This is a genomic window from Janibacter zhaoxuefangae, from assembly GCF_050271985.1.
GTDB lineage: Bacteria > Actinomycetota > Actinomycetes > Actinomycetales > Dermatophilaceae.
The window spans coordinates 764,098-789,389 of sequence record NZ_CP189849.1 but is presented as its reverse complement, the minus strand read 5'-3'; the positions used below and the strand labels follow the sequence as shown (position 1 = coordinate 789,389).

Below are 25,292 nucleotides of genomic sequence, written 5' to 3'. Positions count from 1 at the left end.
TCAGGCTCCCTTCGCGGTGAGCTCGGGGGCCTGCGCCAGCAGGGGGCCGCCCCAGCGGTCGGTGAGGGCGCGCTCGAGGGCGGCGCCGAGGGTGTAGAGCCGGTCGTCGGCCATGGCTGGGGCGAGGATCTGGACGCCCGCGGGCAGACCGTCCTCGTCGGCGAGGCCGCTCGGCAGGGACATGCCCGGGACACCGGCGAGGTTGGCCGGGATCGTCGCGATGTCGTTGAGGTACATGGCCATCGGGTCGTCCAGCTTGTCGCCGAGGCGGAAGGCGGTCGTCGGCGCCGTCGGGCTCAGCAGGACATCGGCCTGGGTGAAGGCGGCGTCGAAGTCCTGAGCGATGAGGCGGCGGACCTTCTGCGCCGAGCCGTAGTAGGCGTCGTAGTAGCCGGAGCTCAGCGCGTAGGTGCCGAGGATGATGCGTCGCTTGACCTCGTCACCGAAGCCCGCGTCGCGGCTGGCCGCCATGACCTGCTCGGCGCTCGGCGAGGCGATGCCCTCGGGGGCGACGCGCAGGCCGTAACGCATGGCGTCGAAGCGGGCGAGGTTGCTGCTCGCCTCGCTCGGGAGGATGAGGTAGTAGGTCGCCAGGGCGTACTCGAAGTTGGGGCAGGAGACGTCGACGACCTCGGCGCCGGCCTCGACGAGCAGCTCGATGCTCTCGTTGAAGCGGGCCAGGACGCCCGGCTGGTAGCCGTCGCCCGTGAGCTCCTTGACGATGCCGATCTTCAGGCCCTTGACGTCGCCGCGGCGGGCGGCCTCGACGACGGGCGGGACCGGGGCGTCGATGGACGTCGAGTCCATCGGGTCGTGGCCGGCCATGACCTCGTGGAGCAGGGCGGTGTCGAGGACGGTGCGGGCGCACGGGCCGGCCTGGTCGAGGGACGAGGCGAGCGCGACGAGGCCGTAGCGGGAGACGCCGCCGTAGGTCGGCTTGGTGCCGACCGTGCCGGTGACGGCTGCGGGCTGGCGGATGGAGCCACCGGTGTCGGTTCCCGTCGCCAGCGGGGCCTGGAAGGAGGCGAGGGCGGCGGACGAGCCACCGCCGGAGCCGCCGGGGATGCGGTCGAGCTCCCACGGGTTGTGGGTCGGGCCGAAGGCGGAGTGCTCCGTGGAGGAGCCCATGGCGAACTCGTCCATGTTGACCTTGCCGAGCAGCGGCAGACCGGCGCGACGGATGTTGGCGACCACCGTGGCGTCGTAGGGGGGGATCCAGCCCTCGAGCATCTTGCTGCCGGCGGTGGTCGGCAGGCCCTTCGTGGCCATCAGGTCCTTGATGGCGATGGGCACACCGGCCAGGGCGCCGAGCTGCTCGCCGGCCTTGCGGCGGGCGTCGATGTCCGCGGCGGCGGCCAGTGCCCCTTCGCCATCGACGTGCAGGTAGGCGTGGACCTGCTCGTCGACCGCTGCGGTGCGGTCGAGCAGGGCGCGGGTGACCTCGACGGACGAGGTCTGTCCGGAGGCCATGAGCTCGGAGAGCTCGGCGGCCGAGGCGCGGGTGAGATCAGTGGTCAACGTGGGTCCTTCGTCGCAGCGGGCGGGCCGGCGGATGGCAGGGGTGGCAGCGGGTTGGTGTGCGGTCGGGCGCGGGTGTCGCGGTGGCCGCGGGTGTCGCGCCTCAGTCCTCGTCGAGGATGCGGGGCACGGAGAAGCGCTGCTCCTCCGCGAGCGGGGCGCCGCTGAGCGCCTCCTCCGCCGTGAGGGAGGGACGCACCTCGTCCGGGCGGGTGACGTTCGTCAGCGGCATCGGGTGGGACATCGGCTCCGCGTCGCCCACTGGGGCCTGCTGTACCTGGGCGACGGACTCGAGGATGACGCCGAGCTCGCCGACCATGCGGTCGAGCTCGCTCTCGGACAGGTCGATGCGGGCGAGACCGGCGATGTGGGCCACGTCGTCGCGGGTGAGTTCAGCCATGCGGGTCAGTCTAGGGCCCGGTTGGAGGCGGGACCGCAGGCCCGGTCGCGGGCACGTCCGGACGGCTGCCGACCCCCTTCGACGTGCCGTGACCTACTTGCCGATGACCTTGTCGATGGACATGACGAGGATGACGCGATCAGCGGCGTCCGGGGGCACGGCGGTGTCCGGGGCGCCGTACCGCGCGCCGAGCACCGGATAGAAGGCACCCTCCGGGTCGGGGATGGTCTCGACGAGTCGCCCGCGCACCTCGATGAAGCGGTACGGGTCGTCCGGGTCAATGACGCACAGGCTCATCCCGGGGTTCGCCTGCAGGTTGCGGTACTTCCCTCGCTTCATCGTGTGCGTGAAGCGGATCGTCGTGCCGTCGAACAGGAACCACATCGGGTTGACCTGCGGCGAGCCGTCGGGCCGGGTCGTGCCCAGGGCGCCGAAGAGCGGCCGCTCGAGCATGTCGATGAGGTCGGGCCGGATCGTGGTCATGACCTCCACGCTAGTCGTCCGAGAGTCGAGGGGCGCCCCTCAACCCCGTGGCCAACGCCAGCGGGATCCACAGCCCTGGTGCGCCCCGACGGGTTCTCCACAGATGTGACGTCGTACCTCGTCGACGCGCACCGACGGCCCCGCATGGCGTAGAATCGAACACATGTTCGACTGAGGTGTCGGACGGGTGGGGACAGCCGGACGAAGGGGCCGGCACCCCGCGTGGACACCAGCTCTGGGGAGGGCAGCACGGTGGCGATCTCGACGGGATGGCTCGATGGGGCGGGGGCGATCGTGGCTTCCAGCCGCGCGACCCGGGTCCACGCCGCCGTCGAGGAGTTGCTCAAGGCCACCCGTGAGGAGGTGTGGCAGCAGTCCGACCACGACGTCGCGGCAACCCTCGGTCTCGTCGGGATCGCCCGTCACGCGCTCGACGTCCTCGAGGTCGGCCAGACGCGCGAAGCACTCGAGCGCGGCCTGCCCGCGGCCGCAGGGGCCGGCGCCGTCGACTGGGTCGTGGCCGCCCAGGGTGCAGCGGCACCTGCTCCCGATGCGTTCCACGCAGCGAAGGTCGTTCACGTCGCGTCCGCGGGACTGCGCGCGACGCCGACCCACGACGTCGTGGACCCGTTCGCGCTCGACGCGGACGGGACGAGCCAGTCCCGCACCGCCGGCACCGATTCCCCCGCCTCCGCGGGTGGCACGAGCGACCGGGGGGACGAGGAGCCGAAGGCCGGGCCGATCGAGGTCTGTCGCGCCTTCGCCGAGGGTGACCTGTCCCTGGGGAAGGCCGCCCAGCTCATCCGGTTCGAGGGGCGGGTGCGGCCCACTGCCGACCGCGACCAGCTCGCCGCCGACCTCGCCATCCTGCTCGATGCCGCCTCGGACACGACCCTCCCCGACGAGACCGGCGACGGTGCACAGGCTCGCGAGGGAGCCCGGGCCGTCGACGGTGCATCGGCAGACCACGGAAGGCCGACTGGTGGGGAGACCCGGATCGGCGGCCTGACCGATCGACAACTTGCGACCGCCATCACCGTCACGGCTCGGATGTTGACCCCAGCACGGGATCTCGACACCCAGGACCGGGTCGGCCACGCGTCGCGATCGGTGACCCGCAGCCGAGGGGCGTGCGGGATGGCGCTCTACCGCCTCGAGGTTCCCGCCGAGGACGCAGCCACCCTCGAGGCGATGTTCTCCACGTACGCGGCACCCACGCCCGGACCCGACGGTGAGCGTGATCCGCGTACGGCACCGCAACGCCGCGCCGATGCCCTCATGGAGACCGTCCGGCGCGGCGTTCAGGCCCCCGGTCCCGGCCGGCCCGGTAGCGCCCGATCCCAGATCGTCGTCACCATCCCGCTGGCCACCCTCGCCGGAGAACTCGCCGGTGCTGGGCTCACGGACACGGGTGACGTGTTGCCTCCCGACGTCATCCGCCGGATGGCCTGCGACGCGGAGTTCATCCCGATGGTGCTCGGTGGCCGCGGCGAGGTCCTCGACGTCGGCCAGGCAGCGCGACTGTTCACGCCCGGCCAACGACGTGCGCTCATTCGACGCGACGCCGGGTGCACCTTCCCCGGTTGCACCATCCCGCCAGCGTGGACGCAGGCTCACCACGTCGACTGGTGGAGCCACGGCGGCCCCACCGACCTGTCGAACGCTGCGCTGCTCTGCCAGCGTCATCACACGCACGTCCACAAACATCACCTCACGGCCACGGTCACCGCCGCCGGCGTCACGTGGGAGGGACATCTGCGCCCACCCGGCACGGTTCCACGGCCACGCGGGAGCGCGCCACCACCCGCAGCGCCACCAGCCCCAGATCGACCGAGCGGGTGACCGTCGCCCGGGGTGAGGGCTGTCCCGCGTGACGGGGCACAGACTCCGAGCCCGGTTGAAGGCGGGCGGCTCAGAGGATCGGCGTGACCTCCCGCACCTTCGCGACGACGGCACGATCGATCGTCGCGACGAGCAGATCCGGTTCCCCGCCGAGCCGCGCGCGGACGGCGCCGGAGGGGTGGACGAGCGCCGAACGGCCGATCCCGTACGGACCCTTCGTGGAGTGCGAGGTCCAGGCCTGCCCGCACGACAACAGCCACGCCTGGGCATCGTGCGCCCTCGCCTGACAGAGCAGGTCCCACTGCTCGGCCTTGCCCGGGCCGTCGCCCCACGACGCCGGCAGGACCACCAGGTCGGCGCCACGGCGACCGAGCTCCGTGAACTGCTCCGCGAACCGCACGTCAAAACACGTCGCGAGCCCAACGGTCCATCCGTCAACCTCGACCGTCACGTACTCGTCCCCCGGCGCGACGGTGTCCGACTCCTTCGTGCCGAAGGCGTCGTACAGGTGCACCTTCCGATACGTCGTCTCCTCCACGCCCGGACCGGTGACGAGCAACGTGTTGTGCACGCGTTCCCGGCCGTCGGGCCCCGCCTCATCCGCTGGCGTGAACATCCCCGTGACGAGGACGACCCCGTGACGCTCGGCGATCCCCCGCAGTGCATCGGCGAACGGCCCGTCGAGCGGCTGGGCCACGACCGACAACTTCATCTCGAACGAGGCCATGGCGGCCTCGGGGAGCACCACGAGACGCGCCCCGGCCGCCCCGGCACGCGCGACGACCTCGGCGATGGACGCGAGGTTCTCGCGGGTGTCGCGGGTGCTGGAGATCTGACCGGCCGCGACCCGCAACGTCGTCACCTGCTTCACAACTGCTCCTCCCGGCTCGCCGACGTCGTCCCCCGGTTCACCGACATCATCCCCAGACTCGCGGCAAGCGCCGCCGGGTCGACGCAGGCGCGAGCGAACTCGTCGACCCGGCGCCGCACCGCGCGGCGAAGCGACCGTCCGCTGATCCGGTCCGTGACGGAGCGCAGCCGCGCAGGGCGAGTCGTCACCTCACCGGACCAGGTCGCCCTCGTTCCCGGCCCCTCCGCCGCGAAGTGCCAGCCGCCCTGCAACTCCTGGACGAAGGGGTCCCAGCGCACCTTCACGGCCTCCACCGTCCTCGAGACGGCGAGCGCCACCTCCGGGCGAACGGGCACGTAGACGTCGGTGCTGACCTGTGGCATGGCACCACGGTAGGTCAGACCCGTCTCACTCGCCGCCCGGTCCCCACCGTCGCCCGGTTGGTCCTCGGTGCCCGCGTTGCCGACCTCAGGGCGGGCAGCCCGAGGGCGTCCGGCGCACCGCGTCCTACTCGTCCTCGCCATCCTCCGCCGCACCATCCCCCGCTGCGGCGAACCGAGCGACGTCACCCGTCTCCAGCAGTTCGACGAACTCCTCTTCGGTGAGGATCGGCCGGCCCAACTCCCTCGCCTTGTCCTCCTTCGACCCGGCGTTCTCCCCGACGACGACCCAGTCCGTCTTCTTGCTGACCGACCCCGACGCCTTCCCGCCTCGCTCGAGGATGGCCTCCTTCGCCTCGTCCCGGGAGAACCCCTCCAGCGAGCCCGTCACGACGACGGTCCGACCCTCCAACGTTCGCTCCACGGACGCATCACGCTCGTCGGCCATGCGCACGCCGTCCTGAGCCCAGCGATCCACGATCTCGCGGTGCCAGTCGTTGCCCTCCCCGTCGAACCACTCCCGCACGGCCTGGGCGATCACGCCACCCACGCCCTCGACGCCCGAGAGGTCCTCGACGGTGGCCGCCCGGATGGCCTCCATCGTCCCGAAGTGCCCCGCGAGCGCCCGGGCCGCGGTCGGGCCGACGTGACGAATCGACAGCGCCACGAGCACCCGCCACAGGGGCTGCTCCTTTGCGGCGGCGAGGTTGGCGATGAGCTTGAGGCCGTTCGCCGAGAGCACCCGGCCGTCGACGACCGCGTCCTCCGGGTCGGTCTTCTTCGCCACCCGGGTGAAGAGGGGGACGCGGGCGAGGTCGTCCTCGGTCAGGGAGAACAGGGTCGACTCGTCGTGCAGGACCCCCGACTCGAGCAGCGCGACCGCGCCCTCCCAGCCGAGCGCCTCGATGTCGAACGCTCCCCGCCCGGCCAACCCGGCCAGCCGCTCACGCAGTTGGCTCGGGCACGAGCGGCTGTTGGGACACCGAATGTCCTTGTCGCCCTCCTTCTGCGGAGCCAGCCGCGTCCCGCACGACGGGCAGTCGGTCGGCATGACGAACTCGCGCTCGCTCCCGTCGCGCAGCCCGACGACCGGCCCGAGGATCTCGGGGATGACGTCGCCCGCCTTGCGCAGCACGACCGTGTCCCCGATGAGCACGCCCTTGCGCTTGACCTCGTGCGCGTTGTGCAGCGTGGCCATCGCGACCGTCGACCCGGCCACCGTCACCGGCTCCATGACGCCGAAGGGGGTCACCCGCCCCGTGCGCCCGACGTTCACCCGAATGTCGAGGAGGGTCGTGTTGACCTCCTCCGGCGGGTACTTGAAGGCGATGGCCCATCGTGGCGCACGCGACGTCGCGCCGAGCCGGCGCTGGGTGGCGATCTCGTCGACCTTCACGACGACACCGTCGATCTCGTGCTCCACGCTGTGCCGGGCCGCGCCGGTCTCGTCGATGAAGGCGAGGACCTCGTCGATCGTGTCGAGCACGCGGTAGTGCGTCGACGTCGGCATTCCCCAGGCGTGCAGCAGTTCGTACCCGTGGCTCTGGCGGTGGAGGTCGAAGCCCTGACGCGCACCGATGCCGTGCACGAGCATCCGCAGCGGACGCGCCGCGGTGACACGCGGGTCCTTCTGCCGCAGTGAGCCCGCGGCCGCGTTGCGCGGGTTGGCGTAGGGCGGACGCCCCGCCTCGACCTGCGCGGCGTTGAGGTCGGCGAAGGCCTCGATCGGGAAGAAGACCTCGCCGCGGATCTCGACGAGCTCCGGGATGTCCTCCCCGTGCAACACCTGCGGGATCCCCTCGATCGTCCGCACGTTGAGCGTGACGTCCTCCCCGGTGCGGCCGTCGCCACGGGTCAGGGCGCGGGTCAGGCGCCCCCCTTGGTAGAGCAGGTTGATGGCGAGGCCGTCGATCTTGAGCTCGCAGAGGTAGTGCAGGCCGCTCGTGTTGGCCTCACGCTCGACCCGGGCGGCCCACTCCCGCATCTCGTCCGTGGTGAAGGCGTTGTCGAGGCTCAGCAGGCGCTCGAGGTGGTCGACCGCCGTGAAGTCCGTGGAGAACACCGCGCCGCCGACGGCCTGCGTCGGACTCTCCGGCGTCCGCAGCGACGGGTGCGCCTCCTCGATCCCGCGCAGCCGGCCGATGAGTTCGTCGTAGGCCCCGTCACTGATCGTCGGGGCATCCTTGACGTGGTACGCGAACTGGTGGGCGGTCGCCTGCTCGGCGAGGTCGTTCCACTCCTGCCGGACCTCCTCCGGCACGTCGGCGGGCACCTCGGGCTGCACGTCGGTCTCGCTCACACCCCAATCCTGCCGCACCGCACCGACAGCGCGACGCGCCGAAGGGGACCACCACTCGGGGTGGGTCTACCCCTGCGTCCCCGCATGTGGTGGCATGTCACTCCACCCCCGCCACCACCTGCACGACATCCCCTTCCCCCAGGAGGCCCCCTTGAGTCACCTCGCCGGCAACCTCGTCGCCACCGCGGCCGCGCACCCCGACCGCACCGCCATCAAGCTCGACGACCTCTCCCTCACCTGGTCCCAGCTGCACGAGCGGGCCGCGCGCGCCGCGGGCGCCCTTCGCGCCGCCGGCGTGGAGCCCGGCGACCGGGTCGCCCTGATCCTGCCGAACGTCCCCGCCTACCCGGTCCTCTACTTCGGCGCGCTCCTCGCCGGCGCGATCGTCGTCCCGATGAACCCGCTGCTCAAGGCCAACGAGGTCGAGTACTACTTCACCGATTCGGGCGCAAAGGTCGCGCTCGTCTGGGAGGAGTTCGTCCCCGAGGCCGCCAAGGCCGGCGAGCGCACCGGCACGCGCGTCGTCACCTCCGGCGTCCTCGGGCCGAGCGACGAGGACCTGCCGCCGGGCACGGCCATCACTGAGCCGACCCCGCGGGAGGCCGACGACACCGCCGTCATCCTCTACACCTCCGGCACCACGGGACGACCGAAGGGGGCCGAGCTGACCCACCGCAACCTCGACCTCAACTCGCTGCGTTCGGCCGAGACGATCATGGGGATGACCACCGAGGACGTCATCATGGGTTGCCTCCCCCTCTTCCACGTCTTCGGTCTGACCTGTGGCCTCAACGCCGCCACCCAGGTCGGGGCCACCCTGACCCTCATCCCGCGCTTCGACCCCGCCAAGGCGCTCGAGGTCATCGAGCGCGACACGGTGACGATCTTCGAGGGCGTCCCGACGATGTACGCCGCGATGCTCCACAACCCCGCCGTCGAGACCACGGACAAGAGCAGCCTGCGCGTCTGCATCTCGGGCGGCTCCGCCCTGCCCGGCGACACCCTGCGCGCCTTCGAGGCGACTTTCGGGTGCCGCCTCCTCGAGGGCTACGGCCTGTCGGAGACGTCCCCGGTCGCCTCCTTCAACCTGCCCGACCGCGCCAGCAAGCCCGGCACCATCGGCGTCACCATCCCCGGCTGCGAGATGAAGCTCATCGACGTCGCCGGCAACGACGTCCCCGCCGGCGGTGGCATCGGCGAGATCGCCATCCGCGGCGACAACATCATGAAGGGGTACTGGGGCAAGCCCGAGGAGACGGCGACCGCCATCCCGGACGGCTGGTTCCGCAGTGGCGACCTCGCGACCGTCGACGAGGAGGGCTTCTACACGATCGTCGACCGCAAGAAGGACATGATCATCCGCGGCGGGATGAACGTGTACCCGCGCGAGGTGGAGGAGGTCCTCTACGCCCACCCCGACATCCTCGAGGCCGCCGTCGTCGGCGTCCCCGACGAGATGATGGGCGAGGAGGTCGGCGCCGCGGTCGTGCTGCGAACGGGCACCGAGACGACGCTCGCCGACGTCCAGGCCTACGTCAAGGAGAACCTGGCGGCGTACAAGTACCCGCGCCGCATCTGGCAGCTCGGTGAACTCCCCAAGGGGCCGACGGGCAAGATCCTGCGACGCGAGGTGCACGCCCCGCAGGAGGGCTGATCCCCGTCAGCCGTCACGACCTGGCCAGGTCGGTCGCCGCCTTCGCGATCTCGCGAGCCGCTCGCTGGGCGGCGACCGCCTCGGCCTGGGTGGACCAGGCGAGCCCGCAGGCCGGCGTGATCACGAGCCGGTCGAGGTCGCTCGCGGTCAGCCCGAGTCGCACCCAGCGGGCGTGCAGGACGTCCCACGACGTCCGCCAGTCCCGACCGGCCCCGCCGCCGTTGCTCGGGTGAATGCCGGCCCACAGGGCGACGGGCGACTCGATGATCTCGGCGATGGTGTCCCACAACGGTTCCGGGGCGAGGCGCTCCCACTGGTCGAGGTCGACCGCGATCGCCGAGGCGCCCGACTCCCGGAGCAGCGCCAGCGGGGCGTCGGGGTGGCAGCAGTGGACCACGGTGGTCCGCTCCCCTGCCGCGGCGAGGACCTCGGACAGTCCGGCGGCCACCTCCTGCCGGTCCACCGCAGCCAGGCGGCCGTAGCCCGAAACGGTCGGCAGGCGACCCTCCAGCACGGCGGGCAACCCGGGCTCGTCGAGTTGCAGGACGAGGTCGGCACCGGGCACGAGCCGAGCGACCTCGGCGAGGTGCAGGCGGACCCCTTCCGCGAGCGAGGCGATGACGTCCGCACGCGCGGCCGGGTCACCGGCCGCCTTCTCCCCGCGGTTGAGCTCGACGGACGCGGCGAGTGTCCACGGCCCCGTCACCTGGAGCTTGAGGGGGCCGGTGTGCCCGTCGTAGGCCTCCGCGATCTCGTCGAGGTCCTGCCTCCAGAAGGACGCGGTGCGCGCGGCATCCCGACCGGGCCGGTCGACGAATCGCCAGCCCGACGGCTGCAGGTCGACCGGCAGTTCGACGAGCAGGCCGGTCGCCCGCCCGATCATGTCGGCCCCGGGTCCGCGCGCGGGCGTCTCCGGCAGGTAGGGGATCCCGTCCTCGACCAGCAGGTCCCGCACGATGCGGATCGCCTCCCGGGAGTCCGTCCCCGGCCACGAGCCGATCCCCGATGCGTTGGTCACGGCCTCGACTCTAGGCGACGCGGCGGCGGCGACCGGTACGTGCGATGACGAAGGGGGGTGCGCTTCCGGACGTCTTCGGCTTGACTGGAGGGACGGGCACGCTCGACCCAGCCCGGTCCCGATCGCGAAGGAGCACCTCATGCCCACCCGCACCGCACGCACCGCCTGGAAGGGCGGCCTCCAGGACGGCTCCGGCCAGGTCGAGCTGAGCAGTTCGGGCGTCGGCACCTTCGACGTCTCCTTTCCCAAGCGCACCGCGGAGGCGGCCGACGGCACGACGAGCCCCGAGGAGCTCATCGGTGCCGCCCACTCGTCCTGCTACGCCATGCAGTTGTCCGCCCTCCTCGGCAAGGCCGGCGGCACGGTGCACGCGCTCGACGTCCAGGCCGACGTCACCCTCGGCGAGGACCCCGCGGGCGGCTTCCGGCTCACGGGCATCACCCTGACGGTCCGCGGCGAGGTCGAGGGCGTCGATGCCGCTGCCTTCGAGAGCGCGGCCCAGGAGGCGAAGGCGGGCTGCCCGATCAGCAAGGCCCTGACCGGAGTCGAGATCACGCTCGACGCCGCGCTCGAGGGCTGATCGCCACGCGGGCGCCGCATCACGAGGGCGCCCGCAGCTCCAGCAACCTGACGCACTGATTCGTCCGATCGTGGGTGCTCATCGCGCTCGCGATCGGACGAGTGTGCGCGAACACTCCCCCGGCCCCTCTTGTCGTGGCATCCTACCGAGACGTAGGTTTACATCTCCGCCGAACCGACAAAGGAGTCGACATGGCCCCGCCCGCTGTGGCCGCCCCCGCGACGCCCGCGTGGCGCGACCTCAAGCGCCCCATGTGGGTGCTCGGTCTGATCATCCCGCTGCTCCCCTTCCTCGCGTGGGGGCTCGTGCTCCTCACCGGCCAGCCGATCTTCTGGTGGTCCTGCCCCGTCGTCGTCTTCGGCATCATCCCGCTCATCGACCTCGTCGCGGGCATCGACCCGAACAACCCCCCGGACGAGGTCCTCGACCAGCTCGAGAACGACCGCTACTACCGCTGGGTGACCTACCTCTACATCCCACTCCAGTACGCCTCCCTCGTCGCCGGCGCCTGGCTGCTGTCCCGCGGAGGGGCCGGCGACATGCCCCCGATGACATGGGTCGACAAGGTGGGTCTGGCCACCGGCATCGGCACGGTGGCCGGCATCGCCATCAACACCGCGCACGAGCTCGGTCACAAGAAGGAGACGCACGAGCGCTGGTTCGCCCGCGTCGCCCTGGCCCAGACGGCCTACGGCCACTTCTTCATCGAGCACAACCGGGGCCACCACGTCCGCGTCGCCACCCCCGAGGACCCGGCCAGCTCGCGGGTCGGCGAGTCGGTGTGGGAGTTCCTCCCCCGGACCGTCATCGGCAGCCTCCGCAGCGCCTGGGGCATCGAGAAGCGGCGCCTCCAGCGGCGTGGCGAGAGCCACTGGACCCTGCGCAACGACGTCCTCAACGCGTGGGCCTTCACGGTCCTCATCTGGGGCGCGCTGATCATCGCCTTCGGCTGGGGTGTCCTGCCGTACCTGGTCATCCAGGCGATCGTCGGCATCTGGCTCCTCGAGTCGGTCAACTACCTCGAGCACTACGGCATGCTCCGCGCGACGACGAGCGCCGGCCGCTACGAGCGTGTCAACGCCAGCCACTCGTGGAACAGCAACAACATCGGGACCAACGTCCTGCTCTACCACCTGCAGCGTCACAGCGACCACCACGCCAACCCCGTGCGCCGCTACCAGACCCTGCGCGACTTCCCCGAGTCCCCCGTCCTGCCCACGGGCTACGCCGGGATGATCGTCCTCACCTGGGTGCCCGCGATCTGGCGGGCCGTCATGGACAAGCGCGTCGTCGCCCACTTCGACGGCGACATCACCCGCGCCAACATCCACCCGCGCAGGCGGGCCGCCGTGCTCGCCCGCCACGCGCGCGGGGCGTCCGCCGCGAGCACCACCACGACCAGCGCGAAGGGGGTCGCCGCGTGAGCGTCTTCGCCTGCCCCGGCTGCGACTACCGCTACGACGAGTCCGCCGGCGACCCGCGCGAAGGGTGGCCGGCCGGCACCCCACTGAACGAGGTCGACCCCGACTGGCCGTGTCCCGACTGCGGCGTGCGCGAGGCGCAGGACTTCGTCCCGGTGCCCCAGTGAACGAGCCGCTCCGCCCACCCACCGGGCGTGACGCGACGCCCCTGATCTCGCCGCTGCTCGTCGCCATCGCCCTGCTGGCGATCGTCGCCGGCCTGGTCGCCTTCGCCGGGAGCACCCGGAGCGCGACGTACTTCGCGTGGCCCTTCACCTCCCCGGTCAGCTCGGCCCTCATGGGCGCTGGCCTGCTCGGGGTGGTCCCGATGATGTTCTCCGCGGCCGTCCGGCCGCACTGGGAAGGGGTGCGGATCGCCGTGCTCCCCGCGGGCGTCCTCGTGGCGACCATGGCGGTGCTGGCCGTCGTGCACCGCGGCGACCTCGCGCTCGACGGCGGACCCGTCGTCGCCGTCGTCCTGGCGTGGGGCTGGCTGCTGGCCATGGTCGCCCTGACCGTCGCCATCCTCGTCGTGCTGGTGGCCCAGTCCCGCGAACCGGGGTTCCCGCTCGCCCGGACCGCTCCCCTGCCCCGTTGGGCTCTCCCGCTCGTGGCCGTCCTCGGCTCGGCGTTCTTCGGCCTCGGGGTCGGCCTGCTCGGCGGGACGACCTTCTGGGCCGCCGTGATCCCCTGGGAGACCTCGACCCTCGACGCACGCGCACTCGGCGCCTGGGCACTCACCCTCGGCGTCGCGCTCCTGCAGGCCCTGGCCGAGGACGACCTCGAGCGCGTCCGCCCGGGCCTCCACGCCATCGTGCTGATGGGCTTCCTCGGTCTCGTGGGCCTCGTGTGGCACGCCGGCGAGATCGACTGGGCGACCTGGGGCGCCGCCTCGATCGTCGCGCTCCTCGCGGGGCTCCTGACGACGGGGCTGGTGGGCCTCGCGCTGGCTCAGCGGGCGAGCGTGGCCTCCGCGATCGTCGCCGAGCCGACGACCCGCGTCCCCTCGTAGAGCACGACGGACTGACCCGGGGCCACCCCGCGCAGCCGCTCGTCCAATTCGACGTGCACGTCGTCGCCGTCGGCCCAGGCCGTGGCCGGGAGTTCCTCGCCGTGGGCCCGCACCTGCGCACCGACCCGCACGCGCCCCGCCGGCGCCGGTCCGCACCAGCGCGCGTGGTCGCCGCGGATCCGGTCGACGCCGAGCAGGTCCGCCGTGCCGATGGTCACGGTGTTCGTCGCGGCGTCCACACCGGTGACGTAGCGCGGCTGCCCGTCCTGACGCTCGCGCGCGATCCCGAGGCCCCGCCGCTGCCCGACGGTGAACCCGTAGGAGCCCGAGTGCCGTCCGACGACGTCACCGTGCTCGTCGACGACGTCGCCCGGCTGCTCCCCCAGACGTGACTCGAGCCAGCCGCGGGTGTCCCCGTCGGCGATGAAGCAGATGTCGTGGCTGTCCGGCTTGGAGGCGACGTAGAAGCCGCGCTCCTGCGCCTCGCGGCGGATGTCCGGCTTCGTCGTGTCCCCGAGCGGGAAGAAGGAGCGCGCGAGCTGCTGCGCGTCGAGGACACCGAGGACGTAGGACTGGTCCTTGGCGCTGTCGACGGCGCGGTGGAGCTCGCGGGTGCCGTCGGGGCGCTCGACGATCTGGGCGTAGTGCCCGGTCGCCACGGCGTCGAAGCCGAGGGCGACCGCCTTGTCCAACAGTGCGGCGAACTTGATCCGCTCGTTGCAGCGCAGGCACGGGTTCGGGGTGCGGCCCGCGGCGTACTCCGCGACGAAGTCGTCGACGACGTCCTCGCGGAAGCGCGTGGCCATGTCCCAGACGTAGAAGGGGATGCCGATCCGATCGGCGACCCGCCGGGCGTCGCCGGCGTCCTCGATGGTGCAGCAGCCTCGGGCCGACTCGCGCAGCGTCGCGGCGCTCTGCGAGAGCGCCAGGTGGACGCCCACGACGTCGTGGCCAGCCTCGACCATGCGGGACGCCGCCACGGCCGAGTCGACCCCACCGCTCATCGCGGCGACGACGCGCATCAGCGCGCTCCGCCGGCGGCGCGCCGGGCCCGCTCCACGGCGGCCGGCAGGACCTCGAGGAAGTGGTCGACGTCGGCGTCGGCCGACGTCCGGCCGAAGCTGATCCGCAGAGCACCCCGGGCGTCGACCTCGTCGATCCCCATGGCGAGCACGACGTGACTCGGGCGCGGGACCCCCGCCTGACAAGCCGACCCGGTCGAACACTCGATGCCCTCGGCGTCGAGCAGGTACAGCAGGGAATCGCCCTCGCAGCCGGGGATCAGCAGGTGAGCGTTGCCGGGCAGGCGACGCGTGACGTCCCCTTCGTCCCAGCAGCCCGTGACCCGAATGCCGTAGTCCATGGCGAGGGCGCCCTTGATCAGCCGGTCCCGCAGCCCGACGAGTCGCACCGCCTCGGCCTCGAGCGTCGCCGCGCTGTCCTCGATGGCGACCGCCAGGGCCCGGATCGCGGGTACGTCGAGCGTGCCGCTGCGCACCCGACGCTCCTGACCGCCACCGTGGGTGAGCGGGACCAGTTGGGCGTCGCGGCGGGCGACGAGGGCGCCGACCCCGACCGGCCCGCCGAGCTTGTGGCCGGTGAGGGTGAGCAGGTCGACGCCGCTCGCGGTGAAGTCGACCGGCAGGTGACCGACCGCCTGGACGGCGTCGGTGTGCACGGGGATGTCGTGTGCGTGGGCCACTTCCGCGATGGCCGCGATGTCCTGGACGGTCCCGACCTCGTTGTTCGCCCACATGACGCTGACGAGGGCCACGGAGGAGGGGTCACGGTCGATGGCCTCGCGCACCCCGTCCACGGGGATGATCCCGCAGGCGTCCGGCTCGACCCAGGTGACCTCGGCACCCTCGGCCTCGACGAGGTGCTCGACGGCATCGAGCACGGCGTGGTGCTCGACCCCGCTCACGACGAGGCGCGTCCGGGTGGGGTCCGCGGTGCGTCGGGCCCGGTAGGTCCCCTTGATGGCGAGGTTGTCGGACTCGGTGCCGCCCGAGGTGAAGATGACCTCGCTGGGCCGCGCCCCGATCGCCTTCGCGATCCGCTCACGCGACTCCTCGACGACGCGACGGGCCGCGCGGCCCGAGGTGTGCAGCGACGACGCGTTGCCCGGGATCCCCATCTGCTCGAGCATCGCGGCGCTCGCCGCGGGCAGCATCGGCGTCGTGGCGGCGTGGTCGAGGTACGTGGTCACCCGCGCAAGTCTAGATCTCGGCCCGGCAGGGTCCGAACGGTCGCCAGTTGCCCAGCGGGAGGCTCAGGCGTGGATCAGGAGACGGAGACGTGCACGTGGTCGTAGTGGTTGGCCGTGGCGCTCCCGCGGTCCTCCATCGGGCTCCAGCCACCGCCCGGGAACCAGATGCGCTGCTGCCAGATGACGTACGCGATGTTGAGCTCCCCGGCATGCGCCTGCATGTAGGCGGCGATCGAGTCGCCGAGGCTGCCGGTCACCATGATGTCGACGGCACGGCCCGAGCCGTGGTCGCCGCCGTCGCCGGCGCGGTAGCCGCCGATGGTCGAGATCTGGGGGAAGTTGTTCTTCACGGCCGCGTAGACGAGCGAGGCGTTGGGGCCGAGGCCCTTGGCCGCGGCCTCCGCCGCCCACTGTCCCGCGCCCGTCGGCGCCTGGGTCGTCGGGGCTGGCGCCTGCGTCGCCGTCGGCGTCGTGGTCTCCGTGGGCGCTGCTGCGGCGGCGTCCGCGGCGGACTCGCTCGCAGTGTCGGACGGCGTCTCGGTCGGCGTGGGTGTCACCGTCGGCTTGGGCTTGGGCTTGGGCTTGGCCTCGACCGTGACGATCCGGCGCACGGAGGTCGGTCCGGCCGCCTTCGACGAGGCGGTCAGGGCTCCACGAGCGCTCGAGCGCGAGGCGACGTGGTCGACGCGGTCGTTCGCGACCGTGGCGAGCGCGACGGGCTGGCTCCCGGCCGCCGTGGTCGCAGCACGGCCGAAGGAGGTCAGGTCCGCGGACGGCGCCGCGACGGCGGCCGTGACGCCCGAGACGAGGCCGAGACCGACGACGGCCTTGGCACCCGTACGAGCGAGGACGCTCGTGGCGGGATGACGGTCGCGCGGTGCCCCGGGAGCGGGCGCATGGCGACCCTGATAGGAACGACGAGACACGGAGGGGACCTTCAGGCAGGGGAAGACGTTCCTCGCCACCGTAGCGGTCGCGCGCTCGAATGTCACACAACGATAACGGCGATCAGGACACTCCCGACGACAACGACAACACCGGCATCACCACAATTCGCCCACGCACGACATCACCGGCAGCCAGGACGGCGACGACGACGAAGGGGACCCCGGCCGAGTCGGCCGGGGTCCCCTTCGGTGCAGGTCGTGCGGGTCAGCCCTTGCGGGCGCGAACCGCCTCGGTCGCCTGCGGGAGCACCCGGAAGAGGTCGCCGACGACGCCGAAGTCGACGAGCTCGAAGATCGGCGCCTCCTCGTCCTTGTTGATGGCGACGATCGTCTTCGAGGTCTGCATGCCGGCCCGGTGCTGGATGGCACCGGAGATGCCGCAGGCCACGTAGAGCTGCGGCGAGACCTGCTTGCCGGTCTGGCCGACCTGCGAGGTGTGCGGGTACCAGCCGGCGTCGACGGCGGCGCGCGAGGCACCGACGGCAGCGCCGAGGCTGTCGGCGAACGCCTCGACCGGCGAGAAGTCGCCACCCGTTCCACGGCCGCCGGAGACGACGATCGCGGCCTCGGTGAGCTCCGGGCGGCCCGTGGACTGCTTGGGCTCGGAGGCGGTGATCTTGGCGCCCTTGGCCGTGTCGGACACGGTGACCTCGACGAGCTCGACGGCGCCCGCGGCACCGACCTGCTCCGGGTCGGCCGAGTTCGGCTTGACCGTGATGATCGGCGTGCCCTTGGTGACGGAGGCCGTCACCGAGTAGGACCCGGCGAAGACGGACTGCGTCGTGCGCGGGCCGTTCTCGCCGGCCTGCACGTCGACGGCGTCGGTGATCAGGCCGGACTCGGTCTTGATCGACAGGCGCGCGGCGATCTCCTTGCCAGCCGGGTTGCTCGAGATGAGCACGGCCGCCGGGGAGGTCTTCTCGACGAGCTGGGCGAGCACCTCGGCCTGCGGCGCGACGAGGTGGCTGGTCACGTCGGGGTTCTCCACGACGTAGATCTTCTGGGCGCCGTAGCGGCCGAGCAGCTCGGTGGACGCCTGGGCACCCTCACCGATCCAGACGGCGGACGGCTCGCCGAGGCGACCCGCGATGGCGAGCATCTCGGCGGTGGTCTTGCGGACCTCGCCGGCAGCGTGGTCGACGAGAACGAGAACTTCGGTCATGTCTGTTCCTCTCCTACTTCTCAGCCGACTCAGACGAACTTCTGGGCGGTCAGGAACGCGGCGAGCTTCGTGCCGCCGTCGCCCTCGTCGGTGACGATGGTGCCCTGCTCACGCGGGGGACGCTTCGCGAAGGACTCGACCTTCGTCCAGGCGTTCTCGAGACCGACCTGACCGGCGTCGACGCCGAGGTCGGCGAGCGACCAGGTCTCGACCGGCTTCTTCTTCGCGGCCATGATCCCCTTGAATGAGGGGTAACGCGGCTCGTTGATCTGGTCGGTGACCGAGATCAGCGCGGGGAGCGTCGACTCGATGGTCTCGCTCGCGGCGTCGCCGTCACGGCGGGCCTTGACGGTCGTGCCGTCGATGGTGAGGTCGGACGCGAAGGTGACCTGGGGCAGGCCGAGACGCTCGGCGAGCATGGCGGGGACGACGGCCATGGTGCCGTCGGTGGAGGCCATGCCGGTCAGCACGATGTCCGGGGTGCCGATCTTCTTGACGGCCTCGGCCAGGAGCAGCGAGGTGGCGGCGGCATCGGAGCCCTTGATGGCGTCGTCCAAGATGTGCACGCCCTTGTGGGCGCCCATCTGGAGGGCCTTCTTGACGGCCTCGGCGGCGGCCTCGGGACCAACGGTGACGACGGTGACCTCACCCTCGCTGGCCTCGACCAGCGTGAGGGCCTGCTCGACCGCGTACTCGTCGAGCTCGCTGAGGAGGCCGTCGACGCTCTCGCGATCGGTCGTGTTGTCGGACTCGTTGAACGACCGGTCGGACTGGGCGTCCGGGACGTACTTGACGCAGACGACGATGTTCATCGGTGTGATCGTCCTCTTCCTTGTGGGATGACGGATGGTGGGCCGCTGTCATCCTGCCAGCCGCTCCGGGGGGGGGCGGAGCAGGTGTCTGGAGGGTGACGCCCAACGAAGACGACCCTAACCAGCGACCGCCGCAGCAGCCGCATCAGGACGGGGTGATGATGCGCACAGGAGGCCGGATCGGCGGTGTCCGCCGATCCGGCCTCCTGTGGTGTAGCTCAGACGTTCCTGAGATTGCCGCGGGTGCGTCAGGCGCCCTCGAAGGTCGCCTTGCCCGGGCCGCTCTCGATGAACGAGGCCATGCCGATCGTGCGGTCCTTCGTCGCGAAGAGGCCGCTGAACTGCAGCCGCTCGATCTCCAGGCCGGTCGCGAGGTCGACCTCGAGGCCCTTGTCGATGGCCTCCTTGGCCGCGCGGATGGCGTAGCTCGCAGCGCCGGTGTACGGACGCACGAGCTCCTTGGCGGCCTCGAGGACCTCCTCCGGCTCGACGACCCGGTCGACGAGGCCGATGGCGAGCGCCTCCTCGGCGTTGACGAACCGGCCGCTGAAGATGAGGTCCTTCGCCTTCGCCGGGCCGATCAGCCGCGGCAGACGCTGGGTGCCACCGGCGCCGGGGATGAGGCCGAGCAGCACCTCGGGCTGGCCGAGCTTGGCCGTGCGGCCCGCCACGCGGAAGTCGCAGGTCAGCGCGAGTTCGCAGCCGCCACCGAGGGCGTACCCCGTGATGGCGGCGACGGTCGGCTTCGGGATGTCGGCCACGGCCGTGAAGCAGGCCTGGAGTTCACGCGAGCGGTCGACCATGTCCGTGTACGACATGTCGGCCATCTCCTTGACGTCCGCGCCCGCGGCGAAGACCTTCTCGCCGCCGTGGACGATGACCGCCTTGATGTCCGCCCGGGAGGTGGCCTCACGGGCGAGGCGGCGGATCGTCTCCTGGAGCTCGGTGTCCAGGGCGTTCATCGGGGGCCGGGTCAGCCGGAGGACGGCGATGCCGTCCTCCACCTCGAGGACCGCGAGGTCGCTCATGCCTGCGGGTCCACGGGGGTGCCGTCAACGGGGGCGCCGTCGGGGGTGCCGGCAGCAGCGTCAGCACCATCGGCAGCGCCGGAGCCGTCCTCGCCGGTCGCGCGCTGGTGCCACAGCTGGACACCCTGGAGGACGAGCGGCACGGAGAGCTGCATGAGACCGCGAAGGTCGGCCCCGCGCGGCAGGATGTGCTCGCTCGTCACGAGGAGGGTCTCGTTGGCGACGGCCGCCTTGATCAGGTTGAAGGCGACGTTGACGTCGTTGCACACCTCGAGGCGGGTCTGGGCGTCGGTCGGGACGGGCGGCTGCAGCTGCCACTGGCCGAAGACGCGGATGACCTGCGACTCGTCGTCGGCGCACCGGACGAACATCTGCTGCTCCTCGAAGCGGAAGCTGACGTCACCGTCCTCGTCGATGGCCGGCTCGAGCCCGAGGTCGGTCAGCGCCGCCTGGATGCGGTCGCGCAGGGGCGCCTCGTCGGCTGCCGCATCCGGCTGGGGCTGCTGCGGGAAGTTGGGCAGGGCGGTAGGATCAGTCATGGGCACCACGGTAGCCACAGTCCGACCGTGCGGCCACGCCGCCCGCCCCGCTGGACCGCACCCCGGACGTCCGGCGACTGCGCCGCACCCACCCCTAGGGTGGTCGCCATGGTGACCACAATCGTCCCCGACCTTCCCCCTGCCCCGGGCATGACGCTCGTCCCGGGCGGTGCGACCTTCTGCGTCTATGCCGGGCACGCGGACACCGTCTGGGCCTGCCTCTACGACACGGGCGACACCGCCGGCACGAGCGAGCGACGCATCGAGCTGACCGAGCGGGCACACGGCTGGTGGTACGGCTTCCTCGAGGGGGTCGGGCCCGGCCAGCGCTACAACGTGCGCGTCGACGGACCGTGGGACCCCGACAACGGTCACCGGCACAACGTCGAGAAGGTCCTCCTCGACCCGTATGCCAAGGCGATCGAGGGCGACGTCACCTGGGGTCCGGAGGTCTTCGGGCACCGGGTGGACGACCACTTCGCCGGGGACGACGGCATCATCTCGCCGCTGGACTCGCGCGGACACGTGCCGCGCTGCGTCGTCGTCGACGACTCCTTCGACTGGGGTGGGGTCGAGCGCCCGAACCGACCGCTCGTCGAGTCGGTCCTCTACGAGGTCCACGTGAAGGAGATGACGCGCCTGCACCCGGACGTGCCCGAGCACCTTCGCGGGACCTATGCCGGCATGGCCCACCCGGCGGTCATCGCCCACCTCCAGCGGATGGGTGTGACGACGGTCGAGCTCCTGCCCGTCCAGGCGCACGTCGACGAGCGCGAGCTCGTCCAACGGGGCAGCGCCAACCACTGGGGCTACAACACGATCGGCTTCTTCGCCCCGCAGGCCTCACTCGCCTCGAGCGACGACCCGCACGAGGTCCTGCGGGAGTTCAAGGGGATGGTCCGCCTGCTCCACGAGGCCGGCATCGAGGTCATCCTCGACGTCGTCTACAACCACTCCGGTGAGCAGTCGGTCCACGGCGCGACGCTGGCCTTCCGCGGCCTCGACGGGCGCGCCTACTACCGTCTCGACGGCCGCGGCCGCGACATCGACGTCACGGGCTGCGGCAACACGATGGATCTGCGCCATCCCGTCGTCGCCCGCCTCGTGCTCGACTCCCTGCGGCACTGGGTCACCGAGTACCACGTCGACGGGTTCCGCTTCGACCTCGCGGTGGCCCTCGGCCGCGGCCGCAACGACGAGTACGACCCGGACCACCCCTTCCTCGTCGCGCTGCGCACGGACCCGGTCCTGTCGCGGGTCAAGCTCATCGCGGAGCCGTGGGACGTCGGCATGCACGGCTGGCGCACGGGCCAGTTCCCTCCCCCCTTCAGCGAGTGGAACGACCGCTATCGCGATGGCATGCGCACCTTCTGGCTGACCGACCTCGACCACGCCGTCACGGGCGAGGAGGCGCACAGCGGCCACGGGGTGCGCGAGGTCGCGACCCGGCTCGCGGGATCCGACGACCTCTTCGGCACCCGGGACCGCGGCCCCCGCGCCTCGGTCAACTTCGTGACGGCCCACGACGGCTTCACCCTCGCCGACCTCACGGCCTACGAGCAGAAGCACAACGAGGCCAACGGGGAGGACAATCGCGACGGGTCGTCGCACAACCGGTCGTTCAACCACGGCGTCGAGGGACCGACCGACGACGAGGCCATCCTGATCCGGCGGCGCCGCTCGATGCGCAACCTGCTGGGCTCGCTGCTGCTCTCGACGGGCGTGCCGATGCTCAGTTCCGGCGACGAGTACGGCCGGAGCACGCTCGGCAACAACAACACGTACAACCAGGACAACGAGCTGACCTGGCTGCGCTGGGAGCACGAACCGTGGGAGGAGGACCTCCTCGAGACGACCGCCTTCCTGTCGCGGTTGCGACGCGAGAAGCCCGCGCTGCACCAGCGTCGCTTCTTCTCCGGGCGCACGGTCAACGAGGACGGCTCGCGCGACCTCGCGTGGTTCGGCGCCGACGGTCAGGAGATGTCGGACGGGGCCTGGGCCGACCCGAGCGCGCACACCCTGCAGATGTACCTCAACGGCGCGTGGATCGACGCCGAGTCGATCCTGCTCGTCATCCACGGCGGGCCGCACGACACCGAGGTGACCCTCCCCTCCCCGCCCGGGCTGAGCGCCTACTCCCTGCTCTGGGACAGCGCCGCCGAGCGACCCGCCGAGGCGGGTGCCGCGCAGGCGCCGGGACCGGTCACGGTGACCGGGTCGAGCCTGCGGGTCTACTGCGCGACCGACCCCACCTGACACGCCGCCCGGCGCACCGAGGCGACGGACGAAGGGCGGCCACCGGGATGATCCCGGTGGCCGCCCTTCGTCGGTGTCCTTGAGCTGCCTGTGTCCTTCAGCTGCCTGTGTCCTTGAGCTGCCTGTGTCCTTCAGCTGCTCACATCACTCAGGCGTTGGCGACGAGCCCCAACTCGCTCGGGGCGGCGAGCGCGGGGTGCTTGGGCACGATGCGGACCGTGTAGCCGAAGGCGCCCGTGCGACCCAGCGTGAGGTCGCCCGAGTACTGGTGCTTGCCGTCGGGGTAGGACTCGGTGTGCGTGAGCGAGACCGTCTCGATGTCGGTCAGGTCGTCGCTCGTGCGGCCGGCCGTGCCGTGGACGACCTGGACGTCGATCGCGTCGGGGGCGAGCCCGTCGATGGCGACGTAGGCGGTCACGTGCAGGACGTCACCCACCTGCGGGGAGTCGGAGACCCCGGCGGACTCGACGTGCTCGACGTGGACGCTCGGCCAGGCGGAGCGGACGGCCGCCTTGTACCCGGCGAGGTCCTTCGCGCCGGCGAAACCGTCGCGCGCCCGGTCCCAGCCGGCGCGGGCCGCGGGGACGTAGAGCTGCTCGGTGTAGTCGCGCACCATGCGGGTGGCGAGCACCTTCGGACCGAGGTCGGCCAGCGTGTGGACCACGTTGCCCAGCCAGGTCTGCGGCAGGCCTGCCTCGTCGCGGTCGTAGAAGCGCGGGGCGACCTGCTGCTCGATGAGGTCGTAGAGCGCCGCGGCCTCGAGGTCGTCGCGGCGGTCGGCGTCCTCGACGCCGTCGGCCGTCGGGATGGCCCAGCCGTTCTCGCCGTCGAACCACTCGTCCCACCAGCCGTCGAGGATGGAGAGGTTGAGGCCACCGTTGAGGGCCGCCTTCATCCCGGACGTGCCACAGGCCTCGAAGGGGCGCAGCGGGTTGTTCAGCCACACGTCGGTGCCCGGGTAGAGGTACTTCGCCATGGCGATGTCGTAGTTCGGCAGGAAGACGATGCGGTGGCGGACCTCCGGGTCGTCGGCGAACCGGACCATCTGCTGGATGAGCTGCTTGCCCGTCTCGTCCGCGGGGTGCGACTTGCCGGCGATGACGAGCTGGATGGGCCGCTCGGGGTGGAGCAGGAGGGCCTTGAGCCGCGCCGGGTCGCGCAGCATGAGCGTGAGCCGCTTGTAGGTCGGCACGCGTCGTGCGAAGCCGATGGTCAGCACGTCGGGGTCGAGCACGGAGTCGGTCCAACCGAGCTCGGCCGGGGACGCGCCGCGCTTGATCCACGAGCTCTTCAGGCGCCGGCGCGCCTCGACGACGAGCTGCTCACGCAACTCGCGCTTGGTGGCCCAGATCCGGTCGCGCGGGATGGCGTCGATGCGGCTCCAGGCGTCGCTGAGCTCGATGTCGCGGGTCCCGAGGAACTCGTGAGCGAGGCGGTAGACCTTCTCGTCGACCCACGTCGGCGCGTGCACGCCGTTGGTGATGCTCGCGATCGGCACCTCGTCGTCGTCGAAGCCCGGGAAGAGTCCGTCGAACATGCCGCGGGAGACGACCCCGTGCAGTTGCGAGACGCCGTTGGCACGCTGGGCCAGGCGCAGGCCCATGACGGCCATGTTGAAGGTGGTCGACGAGCCCCCTTCGTAGGTCTCGGCGCCGAGGGCGAGGAGCTGGTCCAGCGGCACGCCGGTCAGGGCCACGTCCCCGCCGAAGTAGAGCTGGATGAGCGAGGCGTCGAAGCGGTCGATGCCGGCCGGCACGGGGGTGTGCGTCGTGAAGACGGTGCTGCCGCGGACGGCCTCGAGGGCCTGTGCGAAGTCCAGCCCCTCGTCGCGGGTCAGCTCGTGGATGCGCTCGATGCCGAGGAAGCCGGCGTGGCCCTCGTTGGAGTGGTAGACGTCGGGCGTCGGGGCGCCCGTGAGTCGGGACCACAGGCGGAGCGCACGCACGCCGCCCATGCCCAGCAGCATCTCCTGCTGGAGGCGCTGCTCACCGCCGCCGCCGTAGAGGCGCTCGGTGATGCCGCGCGCGGCGTCGTCGTTGCCGGGCACGTCGGAGTCGAGGAGCAGGAGCGGCACGCGGCCGACCTGCGCGCGCCAGACGTGGGCGCGCAGCTCGCGGCCCGCGGGCAGCGCGATGGTGACGACGCACGGGGTGCCGTCCGCCTCGCGCAGGAGGGACAGCGGCAGGCCATCGGGGTCGAGGACCGGGTAGGTCTCCTGCTGCCAGCCGTCGCGGTTGAGCGACTGCTTGAAGTAGCCGGTCTTGTAGAAGAGGCCGACGCCGACGATCGGCACGCCGAGGTCGCTGGCGGTCTTGAGGTGGTCGCCGGCGAGGATGCCGAGGCCGCCGGAGTACTGCGGGAGGACCTCGGTGATGCCGAACTCGGGACTGAAGTAGGCGATCGCGGCCGGCGCCCCGGCGTCACCCTGCTCCCGGGCCCACTGCTGGTACCAACGGTCCTGCGTCAGGTAGGTGTCGAGGTCCGCCTTGGCCTCGTGGACGCGGGCGACGAAGCCCTCGTCCGCGGCCAGGCGACCGAGCTCGTCCGGCGAGAGCGCCGAGAGCAGGGCGACGGGATCCTTGCTCACCCGCGCCCAGCGCTCGGGGTCGATCGACTCGAAGAGATCGCGCGTGGGCCCGTGCCAGGACCAGCGCAGGTTGCTCGCGAGGTCGCCGAGGGGCTCGAGGGGCTGGGGCAGGACGGTGCGGACGCTGAAACGTCGGATGGCCTTCACGAGGGGTCATCCTACGGCCCGCCCCCGGTGGCCCTGTCAAGATCTTGCAACCCTTGCAGCGATCTTGCGGCCGGGACATCACCGCGGCCCGTCCATCGGGTGCGCCGAG

The 25,292-nt window shown here is 71.7% G+C and carries 22 protein-coding genes; 7 read left to right on the top strand and 15 right to left on the bottom strand.

The features are described 5' to 3' along the window. From gatA to ACQBAS_RS03830, 3 genes are all read right to left on the bottom strand, one after another. Window positions 1-1,470, bottom strand: a complete 1,470-nt coding sequence (gatA, locus tag ACQBAS_RS03840) for an Asp-tRNA(Asn)/Glu-tRNA(Gln) amidotransferase subunit GatA (RefSeq protein WP_427385575.1) — start codon at window positions 1,468-1,470, stop codon at window positions 1-3. Window positions 1,471-1,621: 151 nt separating this feature from the next. After that, window positions 1,622-1,918 carry an Asp-tRNA(Asn)/Glu-tRNA(Gln) amidotransferase subunit GatC gene (gatC, locus tag ACQBAS_RS03835; protein WP_427385065.1) on the bottom strand — a complete coding sequence of 99 codons (297 nt, stop codon included), beginning with the start codon at window positions 1,916-1,918 and terminating at the stop codon, window positions 1,622-1,624. Window positions 1,919-2,011: 93 nt separating this feature from the next. After that, window positions 2,012-2,401 carry a PPOX class F420-dependent oxidoreductase gene (locus tag ACQBAS_RS03830; RefSeq protein ID WP_427385064.1) on the bottom strand — a complete coding sequence of 130 codons (390 nt, stop codon included), beginning with the start codon at window positions 2,399-2,401 and terminating at the stop codon, window positions 2,012-2,014. Between the two features lie 222 nt (window positions 2,402-2,623). On the opposite strand from ACQBAS_RS03830, the gene ACQBAS_RS03825 reads away from it, so the two are divergent. Continuing rightward, window positions 2,624-4,243, top strand: coding sequence for a DUF222 domain-containing protein (locus ACQBAS_RS03825; protein WP_427385063.1), 1,620 nt, complete (start codon window positions 2,624-2,626; stop codon window positions 4,241-4,243). Window positions 4,244-4,313: 70 nt separating this feature from the next. Here the strand turns inward: ACQBAS_RS03825 and ACQBAS_RS03820 are convergent, their stop codons facing one another. The 3 genes from ACQBAS_RS03820 to ligA form a co-directional block, all read right to left on the bottom strand. After that, window positions 4,314-5,114: a carbon-nitrogen hydrolase family protein gene (locus tag ACQBAS_RS03820; RefSeq protein WP_427385062.1), complete on the bottom strand. Its 801-nt coding sequence runs from the start codon at window positions 5,112-5,114 to the stop codon at window positions 4,314-4,316. Further along, window positions 5,111-5,476, bottom strand: coding sequence for a hypothetical protein (locus ACQBAS_RS03815; protein ID WP_427385061.1), 366 nt, complete (start codon window positions 5,474-5,476; stop codon window positions 5,111-5,113). Before ACQBAS_RS03815 ends, ACQBAS_RS03820 begins: the two co-directional genes overlap by 4 nt. A 124-nt stretch (window positions 5,477-5,600) precedes the next feature. Next, entirely contained in the window at window positions 5,601-7,772 is a 2,172-nt protein-coding gene (gene ligA, locus ACQBAS_RS03810; protein ID WP_427385060.1) for an NAD-dependent DNA ligase LigA, read from the bottom strand. Between the two features lie 94 nt (window positions 7,773-7,866). Here ligA and ACQBAS_RS03805 point away from each other — a divergent pair, with 94 nt between their 5' ends. Continuing rightward, the gene (locus tag ACQBAS_RS03805) at window positions 7,867-9,426 is read left to right on the top strand and encodes a long-chain-fatty-acid--CoA ligase (RefSeq protein WP_427385059.1); all 1,560 of its coding nucleotides are present in this window, start codon (window positions 7,867-7,869) and stop codon (window positions 9,424-9,426) included. A gap of 13 nt (window positions 9,427-9,439) precedes the next feature. Here ACQBAS_RS03805 and ACQBAS_RS03800 read toward each other — a convergent pair whose 3' ends face one another. After that, complete coding sequence (locus ACQBAS_RS03800) at window positions 9,440-10,444, bottom strand: methionine synthase (RefSeq protein WP_427385058.1); 1,005 nt, start codon at window positions 10,442-10,444, stop codon at window positions 9,440-9,442. A 139-nt stretch (window positions 10,445-10,583) separates the two neighbouring features. Between ACQBAS_RS03800 and ACQBAS_RS03795 the strand changes: the two genes are divergently transcribed. The 4 genes from ACQBAS_RS03795 (at window position 10,584) to ACQBAS_RS03780 (ending at window position 13,496) form a co-directional block, all read left to right on the top strand. Continuing rightward, window positions 10,584-11,024, top strand: a complete 441-nt coding sequence (locus tag ACQBAS_RS03795) for an OsmC family peroxiredoxin (protein WP_427385057.1) — start codon at window positions 10,584-10,586, stop codon at window positions 11,022-11,024. 191 nt (window positions 11,025-11,215) lie between these two features. Then, on the top strand, window positions 11,216-12,448 hold the full coding sequence (locus tag ACQBAS_RS03790; protein WP_427385056.1) for an alkane 1-monooxygenase: 1,233 nt from the start codon (window positions 11,216-11,218) through the stop codon (window positions 12,446-12,448). Beyond that, window positions 12,445-12,612 (top strand): rubredoxin, encoded by a 168-nt coding sequence (locus ACQBAS_RS03785; RefSeq protein WP_427385055.1) that lies wholly within the window; start codon window positions 12,445-12,447, stop codon window positions 12,610-12,612. The genes ACQBAS_RS03790 and ACQBAS_RS03785 overlap by 4 nt, the downstream gene beginning before the upstream one ends. After that, window positions 12,609-13,496: a hypothetical protein gene (locus ACQBAS_RS03780; protein ID WP_427385054.1), complete on the top strand. Its 888-nt coding sequence runs from the start codon at window positions 12,609-12,611 to the stop codon at window positions 13,494-13,496. Before ACQBAS_RS03785 ends, ACQBAS_RS03780 begins: the two co-directional genes overlap by 4 nt. Here ACQBAS_RS03780 and mnmA read toward each other — a convergent pair. From mnmA to ACQBAS_RS03745, 7 genes are all read right to left on the bottom strand, one after another. Next, complete coding sequence (gene mnmA / locus ACQBAS_RS03775; protein ID WP_427385053.1) at window positions 13,436-14,518, bottom strand: tRNA 2-thiouridine(34) synthase MnmA; 1,083 nt, start codon at window positions 14,516-14,518, stop codon at window positions 13,436-13,438. The genes ACQBAS_RS03780 and mnmA overlap by 61 nt on opposite strands. After that, a complete protein-coding gene (locus tag ACQBAS_RS03770; RefSeq protein ID WP_427385052.1) occupies window positions 14,518-15,705 on the bottom strand; it encodes a cysteine desulfurase family protein in 1,188 nt (395 codons plus the stop codon). Before ACQBAS_RS03770 ends, mnmA begins: the two co-directional genes overlap by 1 nt. A 74-nt stretch (window positions 15,706-15,779) precedes the next feature. Further along, window positions 15,780-16,631 carry a hypothetical protein gene (locus ACQBAS_RS03765; protein ID WP_427385051.1) on the bottom strand — a complete coding sequence of 284 codons (852 nt, stop codon included), beginning with the start codon at window positions 16,629-16,631 and terminating at the stop codon, window positions 15,780-15,782. A gap of 226 nt (window positions 16,632-16,857) precedes the next feature. Next, complete coding sequence (locus tag ACQBAS_RS03760) at window positions 16,858-17,814, bottom strand: electron transfer flavoprotein subunit alpha/FixB family protein (protein WP_427385050.1); 957 nt, start codon at window positions 17,812-17,814, stop codon at window positions 16,858-16,860. A 29-nt stretch (window positions 17,815-17,843) separates the two neighbouring features. Beyond that, window positions 17,844-18,626: an electron transfer flavoprotein subunit beta/FixA family protein gene (locus ACQBAS_RS03755; RefSeq protein WP_427385049.1), complete on the bottom strand. Its 783-nt coding sequence runs from the start codon at window positions 18,624-18,626 to the stop codon at window positions 17,844-17,846. Window positions 18,627-18,874: 248 nt separating this feature from the next. Continuing rightward, complete coding sequence (locus ACQBAS_RS03750; RefSeq protein ID WP_427385048.1) at window positions 18,875-19,654, bottom strand: enoyl-CoA hydratase/isomerase family protein; 780 nt, start codon at window positions 19,652-19,654, stop codon at window positions 18,875-18,877. Continuing rightward, entirely contained in the window at window positions 19,651-20,193 is a 543-nt protein-coding gene (locus tag ACQBAS_RS03745; protein ID WP_427385047.1) for a T3SS (YopN, CesT) and YbjN peptide-binding chaperone 1, read from the bottom strand. The genes ACQBAS_RS03750 and ACQBAS_RS03745 overlap by 4 nt, the downstream gene beginning before the upstream one ends. Before the next feature lie 108 nt (window positions 20,194-20,301). Between ACQBAS_RS03745 and glgX the strand changes: the two genes are divergently transcribed. Then, window positions 20,302-22,449: a glycogen debranching protein GlgX gene (glgX, locus tag ACQBAS_RS03740; protein WP_427385046.1), complete on the top strand. Its 2,148-nt coding sequence runs from the start codon at window positions 20,302-20,304 to the stop codon at window positions 22,447-22,449. 148 nt (window positions 22,450-22,597) lie between these two features. Here glgX and glgP read toward each other — a convergent pair whose 3' ends face one another. Next, entirely contained in the window at window positions 22,598-25,183 is a 2,586-nt protein-coding gene (gene glgP / locus ACQBAS_RS03735) for an alpha-glucan family phosphorylase (protein WP_427385045.1), read from the bottom strand. Window positions 25,184-25,292 lie beyond the last annotated feature (109 nt).

Coding starts and splice junctions, on each gene's coding strand:
- ACQBAS_RS03815 (WP_427385061.1), bottom strand. CDS start 5,476: ATGCCACAGGTCAGCACCGACGTCTACGTGCCCGTTCGCCCGGAGGTG.
- gatA (WP_427385575.1), bottom strand. CDS start 1,470: ATGGCCTCCGGACAGACCTCGTCCGTCGAGGTCACCCGCGCCCTGCTC.
- ACQBAS_RS03760 (WP_427385050.1), bottom strand. CDS start 17,814: ATGACCGAAGTTCTCGTTCTCGTCGACCACGCTGCCGGCGAGGTCCGC.
- glgX (WP_427385046.1), top strand. CDS start 20,302: ATGGTGACCACAATCGTCCCCGACCTTCCCCCTGCCCCGGGCATGACG.
- gatC (WP_427385065.1), bottom strand. CDS start 1,918: ATGGCTGAACTCACCCGCGACGACGTGGCCCACATCGCCGGTCTCGCC.
- ACQBAS_RS03795 (WP_427385057.1), top strand. CDS start 10,584: ATGCCCACCCGCACCGCACGCACCGCCTGGAAGGGCGGCCTCCAGGAC.
- ACQBAS_RS03750 (WP_427385048.1), bottom strand. CDS start 19,654: ATGAGCGACCTCGCGGTCCTCGAGGTGGAGGACGGCATCGCCGTCCTC.
- ACQBAS_RS03790 (WP_427385056.1), top strand. CDS start 11,216: ATGGCCCCGCCCGCTGTGGCCGCCCCCGCGACGCCCGCGTGGCGCGAC.
- ACQBAS_RS03755 (WP_427385049.1), bottom strand. CDS start 18,626: ATGAACATCGTCGTCTGCGTCAAGTACGTCCCGGACGCCCAGTCCGAC.
- ACQBAS_RS03830 (WP_427385064.1), bottom strand. CDS start 2,401: ATGACCACGATCCGGCCCGACCTCATCGACATGCTCGAGCGGCCGCTC.
- ACQBAS_RS03745 (WP_427385047.1), bottom strand. CDS start 20,193: ATGACTGATCCTACCGCCCTGCCCAACTTCCCGCAGCAGCCCCAGCCG.
- mnmA (WP_427385053.1), bottom strand. CDS start 14,518: ATGCGCGTCGTCGCCGCGATGAGCGGTGGGGTCGACTCGGCCGTGGCG.
- ACQBAS_RS03805 (WP_427385059.1), top strand. CDS start 7,867: ATGTCACTCCACCCCCGCCACCACCTGCACGACATCCCCTTCCCCCAG.